This window comes from Promicromonospora sp. NPDC052451 (assembly GCF_044547525.1).
Lineage (GTDB): Bacteria > Actinomycetota > Actinomycetes > Actinomycetales > Cellulomonadaceae > Promicromonospora.
Window position 1 is genome coordinate 22893 of the sequence record NZ_JBIUAP010000015.1, and the last position, 14373, is coordinate 37265.

Below are 14373 nucleotides of genomic sequence, written 5' to 3' on the forward strand. Positions count from 1 at the left end.
ACCATAGCGAAACGGAGCACGCATGTCATCCCCCGACAACCCGGTCCTCGACGCGCTGGCCGCGCACCGGCTCGTCCCGGTCGTCGTGGTCGACGGCGCCGACGAGGGCGCCCGCCTCGCCGACGCGCTCGTCGTCGGCGGCCTGCCGGTCGCCGAGATCACGCTGCGGCTCGCGGGCGGCCTCGACGCCATCCGCGCGGTCGCCAAGAACCACCCCGACGTCGTGGTCGGTGCCGGCACCGTCACCACGGTCGCGCAGGTGGACGACGTCGTCGAGGCCGGCGCGCGCTACATCGTCTCCCCGGGGCTGTCGGCCGCCGTCGTGCGCCGCGCCCAGGAGCACGGCGTGCCCGTGCTGCCCGGTGTCGCCACGCCGTCGGAGATCATGGCCGCGCTCGACCTGGGGGTCGACGTCGTCAAGCTGTTCCCCGCGTCCGTGGTCGGCGGGCCCGCCGCGATCAAGGCGTTCTCCGCGCCGTTCCCAGGCCTGCGGTTCGTGCCGACGGGCGGCGTCAGCGCCGCCAACCTCGGCGACTACCTCGGCCTGGCCCCGGTGCTCGCCGTCGGCGGCTCCTGGATGGTGGACCGCACGCTCGTCACCGCGGGGGACTGGGACGGGATCACCAGCCGCACCCGCGACGCCGTGGCCCTCGCCGCCCAGATCGACCAGGAGAAGAACCGATGAGCTCGCTGACCGTCCGCCCCGCCGCCGAGAGCGCCTACGACGTCGTCGCGCTCGGCGAGGTCATGCTCCGCCTCGACCCGGGCGACCGCCGGGTGCGCACCGCCCGCAGCTTCGACGTGTGGGAGGGCGGCGGCGAGTACAACGTGGCCCGCGGCCTGCGCCGCTGCTTCGGCCTGCGCGGCGCGATCGTCACCGCGCTCGCCGACAACGAGATCGGCCGCCTGGTCGAGGACTTCATGCTCACCGGCGGTCTCGACACGCAGTACGTGCAGTGGGTGCCCTACGACGGCATCGGCCGCACGGTGCGCAACGGTCTGAACTTCACCGAGCGCGGCTTCGGCGTGCGCGGCGCGGTGGGCGTGAGCGACCGCGGCAACACCGCCATCTCACAGCTGAAGCCCGAGGACGTGGACTGGGACGCGCTGTTCTCCCGCGGCGTGCGCTGGCTGCACACCGGCGGCATCTTCGCGGCGCTCTCCGAGAGCAGCGCGGACGTCGCGGAGGCCGCCATGTCCGCGGCCCGCCGACACGGCACCATCGTGTCCTACGACCTGAACTACCGGCCCTCCCTGTGGAAGGGCATCGGCGGCGAGGAGCGGGCGCGCGAGGTCAACCGGCGCCTGGCGCAGCACGTGGACGTCATGATCGGCAACGAGGAGGACTTCACTGCCTCGCTCGGCTTCGAGGTCGAGGGCGTCGACGAGAACCTCACCGACCTGGACACGGGCGCGTTCCGCGCGATGATCAAGACCGCGTCGGAGGCGTACCCGAACTTCCAGGTGATCGCGACGACGCTGCGCGGCGTGCGCTCGGCGTCCCGCAACGACTGGGGCGCCATCGCCTGGTCGCGCGCGGAGGGCTTCGCCGAGGCGACCCACCGGGCCGACCTGGAGATCTTCGACCGCGTGGGCGGCGGCGACTCGTTCGCCTCCGGCCTGGCCTACGGCCTCATGGAGCTCGGCTCGCTCCAGGAGGCCGTCGAGTACGGTGCGGCCCACGGTGCGCTGGCCATGACCACCCCGGGCGACACCACCATGGCGACGCTCGCCGAGGTGGCGAAGCTGGCCGGCGGGGGCAGCGCGCGCGTACAGCGCTGACCTGCTGCTGGACGTGGTTCGGGGGCGGGATCGGCGGGTGTCCGCACCTCGGACCGATCTTGCCCCCGACCAGCGCAGACAGGGTGCTCGGTGCAAGGATTGGGGGCATGTCCCAGAGCATCCTGTTCATCGGCGGAAGCGGAATCATCAGTCATGCCTCGGTGGCCCGGGCCGCGCGGCTCGGACACCGGGTGACCGTGCTCAACCGAGGCAGATCCACGACCCGTCCGGTGCCGGCCGGGGTGGAGACGCTCGTCGCCGACGCGAACGACGCGGAGGCCGTCGCCGCCGCTGTGGGCAGCCGGGAGTTCGACGTCGTGGCGCAGTTCCGGGCGTTCAGCCCCGAGCACGTGGCGCGTGACGTCGCCCAGTTCTCCGGGCGGACGGGGCAGTACGTGTTCATCTCCTCGGCCTCGGCCTACCAGACGCCGCCGTCGCGGCTGCCCGTCCGGGAGTCGACGCCGCTGCGCAACCCGTTCTGGCAGTACTCCCGCGACAAGATCGCGTGCGAGGACCTGCTCGTGCGCGAGTACCGCGAGAACGGGTTCCCCGCCACGATCGTCCGGCCGTCGCACACCTACGACCGCACGCTGCTGCCGACGTCGGGCGGCTGGACCGACGTGGCCCGGATGCGGGCGGGCAAGCCCGTCGTCGTCCACGGCGACGGCACGTCCCTGTGGACCATCACGCACACCGAGGACTTCGCGGTCGGGTTCGTGGGCCTGCTGGGCAACCCGCTGGCCGTGGGGGACACCTTCCACATCACCGGGACGCACGCCCCCACCTGGGACCAGATCTACACGTGGCTCGCCGAGGCGGCGGGTGTGCGCAGCCCCGACCTGGTGCACGTCGCGTCCGAGACCATCGCCCGCGTGCTGCCCGACCTGGGTCCCGGCCTGGTGGGCGACAAGGCGCACTCGATGGTCTTCGACAGCTCGAAGGTGCGCACGCTCGTGCCCGAGTTCGGCACCACCATCACCTACGACGTCGGGGCGCAGGAGCAGGTGTCCTGGTTCGACGCCCATCCCGAGGCGCAGGTCGTGGACACCGAGCTGGACGCGGCCTTCGACCGGCTCGCGGCGCACGCGCGCTCGATCTGACGGCCGGTCACCCCGCGGGCGCCGTCGACTCCCGCACGACCAGCTCCGTCGACAGGTTGAGCCGGCGCACCGTCGGCGACCGGCCCTGGGCGAGCTCCAGCAGGATCTGCGTGGCGGCCGCTCCCATCTCGCGGAGCGGCTGCCGCACGGTGGTCAGCGGCGGCCCGACCCAGGAGGCCAGCGGCAGGTCGTCGTAGCCCACCACCGACAGGTCCTCGGGTACCCGCAGCCCGAGCTGGTGCGCGGCGCGGAGCAGCCCCAGGGCCTGCATGTCCGACCCGGCGAACACCGCGGTGGGCCGGTCGGGGAGCGACAGGAGCTCCAGCCCGTGCTCGAACCCGGCCTCCACGTAGAAGTTGCCCTGGCGCACGAGCGCCGGGTCGACGGCGACGCCCGCCTCCTCGTGCGCCGAACGGAACCCGTCCACGCGCGCGCGGCTGCACAGCATGTCGCCGGGCCCGCCGATCATCGCGATGCGGCGGTGCCCCAGGGCGAGCAGGTGGCGCGTGGCCTGCAGCCCGCCGTTCCAGTTGTCCGAGCCGACGGAGGCGACGTCGGCGGGTGGCTCCCCGTCGGTGTCGATCACCACGTACGGGATGCCCCGGCGGTCGAGCTGGTGGTGCTGCCCGTCCGACAGGTTGGCCGCCACGAGCAGCACACCCAGCGGCGGCCGCGCCATCGTGGTGTCGAGCCACCGGGCGGGCGGGCGGTGCTCGCCGCCCAGCTCGGACAGGATGACGCTGAGGTGCGACTCGGCGGCCGCGTCCTCGACGCCGCGGATGATCTCCATGGACCAGGCCGAGCCCAGGCGGTGGAAGACGAGGTCGATCAGCCCGGTGCCGGCCGGTGCGCCGGTCTGTCGCCGCCGCCGGTACTGGTGCTTCTCCAGCGCGGCTTCGACCCGGTCGCGGGTGGCCGGGGCCACGTCGGCGCGGCCGTTGAGCACCTTGGAGACCGTCGGCACCGACAGGCCGAGCTCGTTCGCGATCGACGCGATGGTGGGGCCGGGCCGCGTGCCGGTCATTCCGTAGGCCTTTCGATCTCACGTCGAAACTTTCCCTGCTGACGGTACACCAGTACGGGAGCAGTCCCTGGCCGCCTACGGCGTGATCGCATCGTGACACCCGACGATCGAGGGATGCCCTTGACGTGACGGTGATTATCACCCTAATGTCCCAGCCACAGACTATCGGTAAAGGTGTCGATAGTTTCGAAAACGTTCCACGACGACGTGGCGTCCTCGGACGAGGCCCGGCACGGCGCGGTGACCGGAGGACTTGATGGCACGAGGCACGGGAACGGTCGATGCCGTACCGCGGACCGGTGGTGGGCTGCCCGGGGGCGCGGGTGGCGCCGTCGTCGGCGCAGGGCTCAGGCCGCCGCAGCAGCTCCGGAACAACGAGACGTGGCGCGTGTCCCTGCGCCGGCACTGGCGCCTGTACACGTTCGTGCTCCTGCCGGTGATCTTCCTCCTGGTGTTCCGCTACGTGCCCATGATCGGGAACGTGATCGCCTTCCGGAGGTACCGGCCGGGCGGGTCGATGTTCGGCGACGAGTGGGTCGGCCTCTACTACTTCCAGATGTTCATCCAGAGCAAGCCGTTCTGGGACGTCTTCTGGAACACGGTCGTCCTCGGCGGCCTGACCCTGGCGATCTGCTTCCCGCTGCCGATCATCCTCGCGCTCCTGCTCAACGAGCTGCGGTCGCGGCTGTTCAAGCGGGTGGTCCAGACCATCACCTACCTGCCGCACTTCATGTCGATCGTGATCGTGGCGGGCATGGTCTTCCAGCTCACCGCCGTGAACGGCACGATCAACCAGATCATCGAGGGGTTCGGCGGCGAGGCGATCCCGTTCATGCAGCGGGCGGACTGGTTCCGCACCATCTACCTGACGTCCGAGGTGTGGCAGACGGTCGGCTGGGGCACCATCCTCTACCTCGCCGCGCTGACCACCATCGACGACCAGCTCTACGAGGCGTCGCGGATCGACGGGGCCAACCGGTGGCAGCAGACCTGGCACATCACGCTCCCCGGCATCCGGCCCACGATGATGGTGCTGCTCATCCTCAACATCGGCACCTTCATGGCGGTCGGGTTCGAGAAGGTGCTGCTGCTGTACAACCCCCTCACCTACGACACGGCCGACGTGCTCTCCACGTACCTGTACCGCGTGGGGATCGGTGAGGGCGGCAACTACTCGTTCGCCGCCGCGATCGGCCTGTTCGAGGCGCTGATCGGCGTCGCCCTGGTCGTCACGGCCAACCAGATCTCGAAGCGAGCGGTGGGAGCCTCCCTGTGGTGACGACGAACACCCCTGACATCACGGCGGTCCGTCCCGCCACTACCACGGTCAAGGACACGCCCGGCTACCGGGCGTTCCGGATCGTCAACGGGCTCGTGCTGGTGGTGATCACGTTCCTCACGCTGTACCCCTTCCTCAACATGGTGGCGAAGGCGTTCAGCTCCCAGGCCTACATCGCTGCCGGCGCGGTCAACCTGTGGCCGCGCGGGTTCAACCTGACGACCTTCGCGAGCGTGATGGGCGACTCGATCTTCTGGGTCAACTACCGCAACACGGTCGTGTACACGCTGCTCGCCACAGCTATCGCGATGGCGCTCACCACGACCTTCGCGTACGCGCTGTCCAAGCCGTACCTGAAGGGCCGAGGGGTCCTCATCGGCCTCGCCATGGTGACCATGCTGTACGCGGGCGGGCTGATCCCGAACTACCTGCTCATCGACGCCCTCGGGTTCAAGAACACGATCTGGGCGATCGTCGTGCCGGGCGCGATCAACGTCTTCAACCTGCTCGTCATGAAGTCGTTCTTCGACAACTTCCCCCAGGAGCTGGAGGAAGCCGCAGAGATCGACGGCATGTCGCAGTACGGCGTGTTCTTCCGCATCGTGCTGCCGCTGTCCAAGGCGGTCATCGCCACGATGACCCTCTTCTACGCCGTGCAGTTCTGGAACTCGTGGTTCCAGGCGTACCTGTACCTGAACGACCGCGACATGTACCCGGTCACGCTCTACCTCCGCAACCTGCTCGCCGCGGCCACGTCCACGACGGACCTCGGCAGCGACACGGTGCAGATCCAGGCGAACGTCCAGTCCGTGGCGATGCTGCTCACGGTCCTGCCCATCGTCTGCGTGTACCCGTTCATCCAGAAGTACTTCGTGTCCGGCGTGATGCTCGGCTCCGTCAAGGGCTGACCGCACGCCGCAGGTGCACGACGACCACCCGAACCATCCTGACCGTCAGAGGCGACGGCGTTCACACCCTGAAGGAGAACCATGAGGATCACCCCGAGGAGGGCCGCCGCGGGCCTGGCGGCGTCGGCCCTGGCCGTCACGCTCACCGCGTGCTCGACCAGCGGCGGCGGCGCGGAGGAGTCCGGCGAGATCGACATGGAGTCGCAGGTCGGCTACATGGAGGACTTCGAGGTCGGCACCACGTTCAAGGCGACGGAGCCCGTCGACTTCAGCCTGCTGTACCGCGACCACCCGGACTACCCGTTCAAGGAGGACTGGCCGATGGTCGAGCACCTCAAGAACGACCAGAACGTCGAGTTCGAGTACGTCAACGTGCCGCTCGCCGACCTGGCGACGCGGCGGTCGGTGCTCATCAGCTCGGGGGACGCGCCCGACATCATGCCCTCGATCTACGCGGGCGAGGAGACGCAGTTCCGCAACGCCCTGCTGCCGATCTCGGACTACGTGGAGCACATGCCGAACTTCCTCGACAAGATCGAGAAGTGGGGCCTCGAGGCCGAGGTCGAGCAGCTCCGGCAGGAGGACGGCAAGTACTACATCCTGCCCGGCATCCACGAGATCGCGAAGCCGCAGTACTCCATCGCCGTGCGCTCGGACCTGTGGGAGAAGGCCGGGATCACCGAGGACCCCGAGACCTGGGACGAGTTCAAGGAGCAGCTCGAGGCCGTCAAGGAGGCCAACCCGGACATCAAGTACCCGTTCAGCGACAAGTGGTCCATCAACAGCCCGATGGAGCAGACGCTCAACGCGGCGGCGCCCAACTTCGGCACGTCGGCGGGCACCGGTTTCATCAACGGCCTGTGGTGGGACGAGGAGGCCGGTGAGTTCACCTACGCCGGCGCCTCCGACGGCTACCGGGAGCTGGTGACCTACTTCGCCTCGCTCGTGGAGGAGGGTCTGATGGACCCCGAGTCCGTCACCCAGGAGATGGAGCAGGGCGAGCAGAAGTTCGCGTCCGGCAGCGTCGCCGCCATCAGCTCGAACGACCAGGAGCTCGTGAAGTACCGCGACAACTTCGACCAGCTCGGCACCAAGGACGCGGAGGTGCACCAGATCGTCGTGCCCGCCGGCCCCTACGGGAGCTACCTGTCGGCGGGCTCGCGCCGCGAGTCGGGCATCGTGTTCGGTGCCGAGGCGGCCAAGCAGGACGACTTCCTCGCGATGCTGCAGTTCGTCGACTGGCTGTACTACTCGGACGAGGGCCTGGAGTTCGCCAAGTGGGGCGTCGAGGGCGAGACGTTCGAGTGGGACGGCGACAAGCGCGTCCTCAACGAGGACATCGACGTCAACGGCCTGAACCCCGGCGCACCCCAGGAGCTCCGTAAGGACTTCGGCTACCACAACGGCGTCTGGATGCTGGCCCACGGGTCCACCGAGGAGCTGGACAAGTCGATGCTGCGCGACGAGGTCGTCGAGTTCCTCGACGGGATGAACGAGAAGGAGGAGCTGCCCCTCCCGCCCGCCATCACGTACGACGAGATGGAGCAGGAGCAGGCAACCCTCTACCTGACGAACCTGCAGGACATCGTGTACCAGAACACCGCCCAGTTCATCGTGGGCGATCGGCCGCTCAGCGAGTGGGACGACTACGTGGCCGAGCTCGAGGCAGCCGGCATGACCGACTACGTGGAGCTCGCCAACAGCGCCGTCGCCGGCGGCGAGTGACAGCAGTCCTTCCCCGGGCCGGGTGCGCGGTGCGTCGACCACGCCCGCGCACCCGGCCGCGCTCGACCGAACGACCGAGGAGACACGTGCCCCGCACCATCGTGCCGACCGAGCCCGCCGGAACCCTCAGCGACGCCTGGCGCACGTGCGTCGGCACCGGGCGGTTCAACCTCGCGCTGCGGCGCGACTACCAGGACTCCCTGGCCCTGGTGCAGCGTGAGATCGGCTTCCGGTACATCCGCGGCCACGGCATCCTGCACGACGACGTCGCCGTCCACCGGCCGTACGACGTCGCAGGTCACCGGGGTACCGCCTACGTATTCACCTACGTGGACCAGGTGGTCGACGCGTACCTGGAGCTGGGGATCAAGCCGTTCCTGGAGCTCGGGTTCATGCCCCGGGCCCTCGCCTCGGGCGACCAGACGGTGTTCTGGTGGCTCGGCAACGTGACCCCGCCGCGCGACCACGCCGAGTGGGCCGCCCTCGTGCGCGCCCTCCTACGGCACCTCGTCGACCGGTACGGCCTCGACGAGGTGCGGACCTGGCCGGTCGAGGTGTGGAACGAGCCCAACCTGCCCCACTTCTGGGCCGGCGCGGACCAGGAGGCGTACTTCCGCCTCTACGAGGCGTCCGCGCTCGCGGTGAAGGACGTCGACGCCGAGCTCCAGGTGGGCGGCCCCGCGCTCTCCCCGGGTGCCGACGACTGGTGGAAGCCCTTCGCGGACTTCGTCGCCGAACGCGACCTTCCGGCGGACTTCCTGTCCGTGCACGCCTACACCTCCGGGCCCGCGCAGCACGTGCCGTTCGGCGTCTACCAGACCCTGGGGCGTCCGCAGGAGCTGCTGGACCAGTTCGCCAGGCCGCGGACGATCCTGTCGGGGACGGCGCTCGCGGACCGGCCGCTGCACGTCACCGAGTTCAACACGAGCTACCGGCCCGACAACCCGGTGCACGACACGGCGTACAACGCCGCCTGTCTCGCGCCCGTGCTCGCGGGCGGCGGACAGCACGCCGACTCGTTCGCGTACTGGACGTTCAGCGACGTCTTCGAGGAGGAGGGTGTCCCGGCGTCGTTCTTCCACGGCGGGTTCGGCATGCTGGCGCACCGTCAGGTGCGCAAGCCGACCTACCACGTGTACACGTTCATGGCGCGGATGGGGCGGGAGGTGCTCGCGCTCGGCGCCGACCACCTGGTCACGCGGCACCCCGGGACGGGACGGGTGACGGTGCTCGCCTGGCAGCCGGTGGGCGGCTCGGCCGACCCGGTCGAGCCCGACCGGCACGAGGTGCGGCTCAGCGTCCCGGTCGGCCCCGCCGGGGCGAGCCCCGCCACGGCGGGCGGCCGCGTGTTCGTCCTGCGGTACGACGTCGACGAGTCCGCCGGCAACGCCTGGGCCGCCTGGCGCGAGATGGGTCGGCCGGCGTCGCCGTCGGCCGGGCAGCTCGACGCGCTGCACGACGCGAGCGAGCCCGCGCGGCGGGCGTTCTCCCTGCCCGTGGTGCCGACGGCGGACGGCGGCCGCGCCGACCTCGACCTGACGCTCGGCCGCCACGGCGTGACCCTGGTGACCCTCGACCCCGTCCGCGACGAGACCCCGCCCTGGCTCGACGACGCGAGGATCGTGGCCCGTGGCTGAGCGCAGGGAGTACGGCGACGGCCCCCTGGGGCGCGGCGCGAACGCGGTCTACTGGTATCTCGTGGTCGAGCTGCTGCTCGTGCTGACCTCGCTGCCCGGCCTGGTCGCCCTGGCGCTGCTCGACCGGTCGGTCGGCAACGCCCCGCTGGTCGTGCTGTGCCTGGTGCCGCTGGGCCCGGCGGCGTCGGCGGGACTGTTCGCGCTCCGGGACCGCACCAGGACCGAGGGGCTCGCACCGGCCGCGTCCTTCTGGCGCGGATACCGCCTGAACTGGGCCGACGCGTTACGGGTGTGGACGCCCGCGGTCGTGGTGCTCGGCGTGGTGGCGGTCTCGCTCGCGAACCTCGACGCGGCCGGCGTGCCCGGCTGGTTCGCGCCCGCGCTCGTGGTGATCGGGGCCGGCCTTCTGCTCTGGTCCGTGAACGTGCTGGTCATCGTCTCGTTCTTCGGTTTCCGGACGCGTGACGCCGCACGGCTCGCCGCCCACTACCTCGCGGCCCGCCCGCTGGTCACGCTGGGGACCCTCTCCCTGCTGGTGCTCGCGGGAGGGGTGATCGTGCTGACGACGGAGGTGCTGTTCGGCCTGCTCGCGGTCGTCTGGCTCGCGCTCGTGCTGCGCAACGCCGGGCCACTGCTGACCGACGTCGAGGAGCGTTTCACCGCCGCGGCATGACCGTGCAACATTGTCCAATCTGTGGCACTTGCGCCAGGGTGTGCCCATGGTGATCAAGCAGGGGGACCCGGCACGGCTGACGTATCGCTACCTGCGCGTGGCGATCGTCGCGGTGGTGCTGGTGCTGTTCGTGTCGCTGGGCCTGCAGATCGTGGCCGACCACGGCCGGCTCGGGTCGGGCGAGGAGTGGTGGCACGCGTCGATCAGCGCGTACTTCTACTCGCCCGTGCAGAGCGTGTTCGTGGGGTCGCTCGTCGGCATCGGCACGTGCCTCGTCGCGATCAAGGGCCGGCACGGTGCCGAGGAGGTGCTCCTCAACGTCGCGGGCCTGCTGGCGCTCGTCGTGGCCCTGGTGCCGACGCCGCTCGACGCCGCCCTGTGCACGGCCGAGCCGTACTGCGTCGACATGCCCGAGCGGGTGGGCAACAACATCGGCACCCTGCTGCTCGTCGGCGGTCCGGTGCTCCTGCTGGCCACCTGGCCGCGCCGTCGTGACCTCGCCGGACCGGCGGGCTGGGACCTCTGGCTCACCTGGCTGACCTGGGCGGCGACCGGGGTCTGGCTCCTGGCCTGGCCAGCGAGCTTCCTGCAGGTGGCGCACTACGCGGCGGCCGTGCTGCTGTTCGCCTGCCTCGTGGCGGTCGCGTGGATCAACGGTTCCGACCGGGCGGTCACCGCGCAGGCCCTGGAACGGTTGCGTGGCATGTCGGCGGCCGCCTTCCGGGCCTGGTACCGGACGATCGCCGTGGTGATGGCGGTGGTGCTGGTCGGCGGTCTCACGATGATGGTCGTGCTCGACCGGTTCTTCCCCGCGGTCTTCCCGCAGACGCTGTTCGTGGTCGAGGCCGTGCTGATGCTCGTCTTCGCGCTCTTCTGGGTGCTGCAGACCATCCAGTTCTGGGACATCGGCCTGCCGGCCCGGGCCCGCGTCGAGGACGTGAAGGTCCCGGGCGACACGCCGCTCTGAGCGGTCCGTGCGTCAGCGGCCGGCGTCCGGCTCGTCGTCCGACGCCGGCGCGGGGCCCGCGTGCAGCACCGCGCGGGCCTGCTCGGCGGCCCGGACGATGCTCTCGCTGATGAAGTCGAGGAACCGCGCGATGTTCTCCAGCCGGTCGGCGGCGGGCGTGTGCGCACCGAGCACGGAGACGCCCTGCCGCGCCGTCGCGGCGAGCTGGTCGTTGGACCGGGCGCTGGCGAGCGTGGACTGGTACCAGACGTCGTTGTCGGCGAAGTAGCGCTCGCGTCGCCCCTCGCCCCGTTCCCGGCGGACGAGTCCCTGGCTCTCGAGGTACGTGATCGCCTTGGAGACGGACGCCGGGCTGACCTGGAGGCGACGCACGAGGTCGGCCGCGGTGAGGCTGCCGGCGTCGGTGGTGAACAGGCACGTCAGCACCCCGGCCGGGATCCTGGACAGGCCCGAGGCCATGAGCACCCCCGTCAGCGTCTCCTCGTAGACGGCCACCGCCGCGGCGTCCCGCCCGTCGGGCCGGGCGGGCGCCTGCGCCGGCCGGGGCGCGGCCGGCCGCTTGCGGCGGACGCGTCGCTCGGTCGCGTGGTGGGCCAGGTCGGCGCGGTACGAGGTGGGGCCGCCGTTGCGCAGCACCTCGCGCGTGACCGTCGACGTCGGCCGGTCCAGACGCCGGGCGATCTCGGCGTACGGGAGGCTGTCGGCCAGCCCCAGCGCGATCTGCTGGCGTTCCTGCTTGGTGAGCCTGCCTCCGGGCATCGCGGTCTCCTCGTCGTGGTCCTGCCGGCCAGCATAGCGTTCACGCCTGATCTATTGCAACGCGCTCGTTGGCGCATCGTTGCTTTAACATCACGCTCGTTGCAACAATATATACGTGTTGACCTGGTGCGACGCTCGTGCAACGCAACAAGTGTGTTGCCATGAAGTGGAATGCAACGTAGCGTTTCCCACATCAGAAACCACGAGCACCACCGAGCACAGGAGCAGGTCATCATGCAGAACTTCACCACCCCCGCCCCCATCTCCGCCGTCCTCGACATCCCGGCCGGCCGGGTCCAGATCATCGCCGCGGACCGCACCGACACCACGGTCGAGGTCCGGCCGGCCGACGCGGGCAAGAGCCGCGACGTGGCCACCGCCGAGGGCACCACGGTCACCCTCACCGAGGGTGTGCTGCGGGTCGCCACCCCCGAGCCGAAGAACAAGCTCGTGGGCACCGCGGGCGCCGTCGAGGTCACGGTCCAGCTTCCCGCCGGGTCGGCCGTCGAGACGCGGTCCGCCAGCACCGAGCTCCGCGTCGTCGGCCGCCTGGGCGACGTCGTCGCCGAGGGCGTCTACCGTCAGATCAAGATCGACGAGGCGGACAGCGTGCGGCTCAGCGCGGTGGACGGCGACGTCGAGGTGGGTCGGCTCAACGGTCCCGCCGAGATCAGCACCCAGCGCGGTGCCGTCCGGATCGCCGAGGCGGCGCGCGGCACGGTCGTGCTGAGCACGCAGCAGGGCGACATCTCAGTCGGGGCCGCGGCCGGCGTCTCCGCGACCCTCGACGCCGGGACCAGCCTCGGCCGCGTCAGCAACGCCCTGAAGAACGACGGCGCCCCGGTGCTCGACATCCGCGCCACCACGATGCAGGGCGACATCACGGCCCGCAGCCTCTGACGCCGTCCCGCACCACCGGGCCGTCAGGTCGCACGACCTGACGGCCCGGCTCCACGACCCACTGATCCAGGAGGCACCATGACGAACGACAGCACGTCCCCGAAGACCTCGGCGTGGTCCGGCATGGTGCCGGTCGACGACACGGCCCTGCACGTCACCGACACCGGCGGCACGGGCGTCCCCGTGATCTATCTCAACGGCCAGTTCGCCACCCAGGGCTACTGGCGGCGCACGGTCGCCGAGCTGGGCCCGGGCTGGCGGCACATCACCTACGACGAGCGTGCCCGCGGCAGGAGGTCGGGCGCCTCGGCGGACTACTCCTTCGAGGCCGCGGTCCGCGACGTCGACGCCGTCCTCGCGGCGCGCGGCGTCGAGCGGGCGGTGGTCGTCGGGTGGTCCTACGGCGCGGTCGTCGCGGCGCACTGGGCCCACCGCAACCCGGGCCGCGCCCTGGGCGCCGTGCTGGTCGACGGGGCCTTCCCCTACGACTGGCTGGACGACGCCATGGCGGACCGCATCCGCACGATGTTCCGCCGGATGCGCTGGATGACGGTCCCGCTGCGCATCACCGGCCTGACCCCGCGCATGACGGCGGACCAGCAGGCGGAGAGCAACATCGAGCTCGGCGTGCTCTCCCGGGAGGCCGAGCTGGGTCCGGTGCTGGACGGGCTCACCGTGCCCACGCGGTACGTGGTGGCCTCGGGCACGTCGCTCGGCAGCAAGGGCGACGAGCAGGAGCGCATCCGCACCAGCCTCGACGGCGTGACGGCCCGCAACCCGCACATCACCGTCGGTGCGAAGGTGTCGAGCAACCACGGCGCGATCCTCAGCAAGGACTTCCGGGCGATCGCCGCCTCGGTCCGCGAGGTGGCCTCCCTGGCCGCGCGCTGACCCCGGCACGCGCAGACCCTCAGGTCACTCCGGTGACCTGAGGGTCTGGCGCGTTGCCGAGGGCGTGCTGCCTCTGGTCGAGGGCGGTCAGGGTCGGTGAAGCTTCTCGGGTGGGTCGAACATCGACGCCAGCTGGTCGGCGATCCAGTCCAGCTCGGGATGATCGGAAGCGACCTTCAGCACGAGCGCCTCCTGCTCGTCGACCGTGCCGGCGAGGCCGGGGAAGCCGTTCACACGGTACGTCGCTGCGACGACGATCCACGCGAGGCGCTGGTTCCCGTCGATGAGCGGGTGGTTGCGGTTCACCGAGTCGAGCGTGGCCGCCATCTTCAGATGAATCCCGGGGTAGAGCTCCTGGCCGTACGACGTCATGCCTGCGCGGGTCAACGAGGACTCGAGCAGCCCCAGATCGCGGACCACCGGCTTGATCTGCTCGGCGGCCTCGAACATCCGCAACGCGATGTGCGGCGGGACCAGGTGGGTCACTGGGCGAGTCTGTTCAGGAGCTCACGGTCACGCGTGCCGACATAGTCGGCTGCGGCGAGCCAGTCCTCGGCGGTGGGGCGTTCCTCCGACCGGCGCCCGAGCTCCACCTTCGAGATCACCACCGTTCCGTCGACCACCGCGAAGTCCAGGGCGTCACCGACGTGCAGGCCAGCCGCCTCGGCGATCTCCTTGGGGACGGTGACCTGGTTCTTGGGGCGAAGAGTCAGGATGGTCATGCCGGC

Annotated in this window: 15 protein-coding genes; 11 read left to right on the plus strand and 4 right to left on the minus strand. The window is 70.6% G+C overall.

Annotated elements, in window-relative coordinates; translation table 11 throughout:
* Positions 1-22 precede the first annotated feature (22 nt).
* The 3 genes from eda to ACIG47_RS22215 all read left to right on the plus strand — a co-directional run bounded on the left by eda (position 23) and on the right by ACIG47_RS22215 (position 2882).
* Positions 23-685: a bifunctional 4-hydroxy-2-oxoglutarate aldolase/2-dehydro-3-deoxy-phosphogluconate aldolase gene (eda, locus tag ACIG47_RS22205; protein ID WP_397433206.1), complete on the plus strand. Its 663-nt coding sequence runs from the start codon at positions 23-25 to the stop codon at positions 683-685.
* Entirely contained in the window at positions 682-1782 is a 1101-nt protein-coding gene (locus ACIG47_RS22210; RefSeq protein ID WP_397413873.1) for a sugar kinase, read from the plus strand. The genes eda and ACIG47_RS22210 overlap by 4 nt, the downstream gene beginning before the upstream one ends.
* A 107-nt stretch (positions 1783-1889) precedes the next feature.
* Positions 1890-2882, plus strand: a complete 993-nt coding sequence (locus ACIG47_RS22215; protein ID WP_397413875.1) for an NAD-dependent epimerase/dehydratase family protein — start codon at positions 1890-1892, stop codon at positions 2880-2882.
* Between the two features lie 7 nt (positions 2883-2889).
* Here ACIG47_RS22215 and ACIG47_RS22220 read toward each other — a convergent pair whose 3' ends face one another.
* Positions 2890-3906: a LacI family DNA-binding transcriptional regulator gene (locus tag ACIG47_RS22220; RefSeq protein ID WP_397433207.1), complete on the minus strand. Its 1017-nt coding sequence runs from the start codon at positions 3904-3906 to the stop codon at positions 2890-2892.
* 256 nt (positions 3907-4162) lie between these two features.
* Here ACIG47_RS22220 and ACIG47_RS22225 point away from each other — a divergent pair, with 256 nt between their 5' ends.
* The 6 genes from ACIG47_RS22225 (at position 4163) to ACIG47_RS22250 (ending at position 11095) form a co-directional block, all read left to right on the plus strand.
* Positions 4163-5185: an ABC transporter permease gene (locus tag ACIG47_RS22225; RefSeq protein WP_397433208.1), complete on the plus strand. Its 1023-nt coding sequence runs from the start codon at positions 4163-4165 to the stop codon at positions 5183-5185.
* Positions 5182-6093 (plus strand): carbohydrate ABC transporter permease, encoded by a 912-nt coding sequence (locus ACIG47_RS22230; RefSeq protein ID WP_397413881.1) that lies wholly within the window; start codon positions 5182-5184, stop codon positions 6091-6093. The genes ACIG47_RS22225 and ACIG47_RS22230 overlap by 4 nt, the downstream gene beginning before the upstream one ends.
* An 81-nt stretch (positions 6094-6174) precedes the next feature.
* Positions 6175-7818 carry an extracellular solute-binding protein gene (locus ACIG47_RS22235; RefSeq protein WP_397433209.1) on the plus strand — a complete coding sequence of 548 codons (1644 nt, stop codon included), beginning with the start codon at positions 6175-6177 and terminating at the stop codon, positions 7816-7818.
* Positions 7819-7904: 86 nt separating this feature from the next.
* Positions 7905-9455: a xylan 1,4-beta-xylosidase gene (locus ACIG47_RS22240; protein ID WP_397433210.1), complete on the plus strand. Its 1551-nt coding sequence runs from the start codon at positions 7905-7907 to the stop codon at positions 9453-9455.
* The gene (locus tag ACIG47_RS22245; protein WP_397433212.1) at positions 9448-10128 is read left to right on the plus strand and encodes a DUF624 domain-containing protein; all 681 of its coding nucleotides are present in this window, start codon (positions 9448-9450) and stop codon (positions 10126-10128) included. The genes ACIG47_RS22240 and ACIG47_RS22245 overlap by 8 nt, the downstream gene beginning before the upstream one ends.
* Positions 10129-10174: 46 nt before the next feature.
* Positions 10175-11095: a hypothetical protein gene (locus ACIG47_RS22250; RefSeq protein WP_397433213.1), complete on the plus strand. Its 921-nt coding sequence runs from the start codon at positions 10175-10177 to the stop codon at positions 11093-11095.
* Positions 11096-11107: 12 nt separating this feature from the next.
* Here ACIG47_RS22250 and ACIG47_RS22255 read toward each other — a convergent pair whose 3' ends face one another.
* The gene (locus tag ACIG47_RS22255; protein ID WP_397433214.1) at positions 11108-11854 is read right to left on the minus strand and encodes a helix-turn-helix domain-containing protein; all 747 of its coding nucleotides are present in this window, start codon (positions 11852-11854) and stop codon (positions 11108-11110) included.
* 234 nt (positions 11855-12088) lie between these two features.
* Between ACIG47_RS22255 and ACIG47_RS22260 the strand changes: the two genes are divergently transcribed.
* Positions 12089-12754: a DUF4097 family beta strand repeat-containing protein gene (locus ACIG47_RS22260; RefSeq protein WP_397433216.1), complete on the plus strand. Its 666-nt coding sequence runs from the start codon at positions 12089-12091 to the stop codon at positions 12752-12754.
* 78 nt (positions 12755-12832) lie between these two features.
* Positions 12833-13645 (plus strand): alpha/beta fold hydrolase, encoded by an 813-nt coding sequence (locus ACIG47_RS22265; RefSeq protein WP_397433217.1) that lies wholly within the window; start codon positions 12833-12835, stop codon positions 13643-13645.
* Between the two features lie 87 nt (positions 13646-13732).
* Here the strand turns inward: ACIG47_RS22265 and ACIG47_RS22270 are convergent, their stop codons facing one another.
* Both ACIG47_RS22270 and ACIG47_RS22275 read right to left on the minus strand, forming a co-directional pair.
* Positions 13733-14131 carry a type II toxin-antitoxin system death-on-curing family toxin gene (locus ACIG47_RS22270; RefSeq protein WP_397433219.1) on the minus strand — a complete coding sequence of 133 codons (399 nt, stop codon included), beginning with the start codon at positions 14129-14131 and terminating at the stop codon, positions 13733-13735.
* On the minus strand, positions 14128-14367 hold the full coding sequence (locus ACIG47_RS22275; protein WP_397413901.1) for an AbrB/MazE/SpoVT family DNA-binding domain-containing protein: 240 nt from the start codon (positions 14365-14367) through the stop codon (positions 14128-14130). The genes ACIG47_RS22270 and ACIG47_RS22275 overlap by 4 nt, the downstream gene beginning before the upstream one ends.
* Between the last annotated feature and the right edge of the window lie 6 nt (positions 14368-14373).

Excerpts from the sequence above, each read along its gene's own strand:
- ACIG47_RS22250 (WP_397433213.1), top strand. The coding sequence starts at position 10,175 with ATGGTGATCAAGCAGGGGGACCCGGCACGGCTGACGTATCGCTACCTG.
- ACIG47_RS22255 (WP_397433214.1), bottom strand. The coding sequence starts at position 11,854 with ATGCCCGGAGGCAGGCTCACCAAGCAGGAACGCCAGCAGATCGCGCTG.
- ACIG47_RS22210 (WP_397413873.1), top strand. The coding sequence starts at position 682 with ATGAGCTCGCTGACCGTCCGCCCCGCCGCCGAGAGCGCCTACGACGTC.
- ACIG47_RS22275 (WP_397413901.1), bottom strand. The coding sequence starts at position 14,367 with ATGACCATCCTGACTCTTCGCCCCAAGAACCAGGTCACCGTCCCCAAG.
- ACIG47_RS22225 (WP_397433208.1), top strand. The coding sequence starts at position 4,163 with ATGGCACGAGGCACGGGAACGGTCGATGCCGTACCGCGGACCGGTGGT.
- ACIG47_RS22265 (WP_397433217.1), top strand. The coding sequence starts at position 12,833 with ATGACGAACGACAGCACGTCCCCGAAGACCTCGGCGTGGTCCGGCATG.
- ACIG47_RS22215 (WP_397413875.1), top strand. The coding sequence starts at position 1,890 with ATGTCCCAGAGCATCCTGTTCATCGGCGGAAGCGGAATCATCAGTCAT.
- ACIG47_RS22235 (WP_397433209.1), top strand. The coding sequence starts at position 6,175 with ATGAGGATCACCCCGAGGAGGGCCGCCGCGGGCCTGGCGGCGTCGGCC.
- ACIG47_RS22260 (WP_397433216.1), top strand. The coding sequence starts at position 12,089 with ATGCAGAACTTCACCACCCCCGCCCCCATCTCCGCCGTCCTCGACATC.
- eda (WP_397433206.1), top strand. The coding sequence starts at position 23 with ATGTCATCCCCCGACAACCCGGTCCTCGACGCGCTGGCCGCGCACCGG.
- ACIG47_RS22220 (WP_397433207.1), bottom strand. The coding sequence starts at position 3,906 with ATGACCGGCACGCGGCCCGGCCCCACCATCGCGTCGATCGCGAACGAG.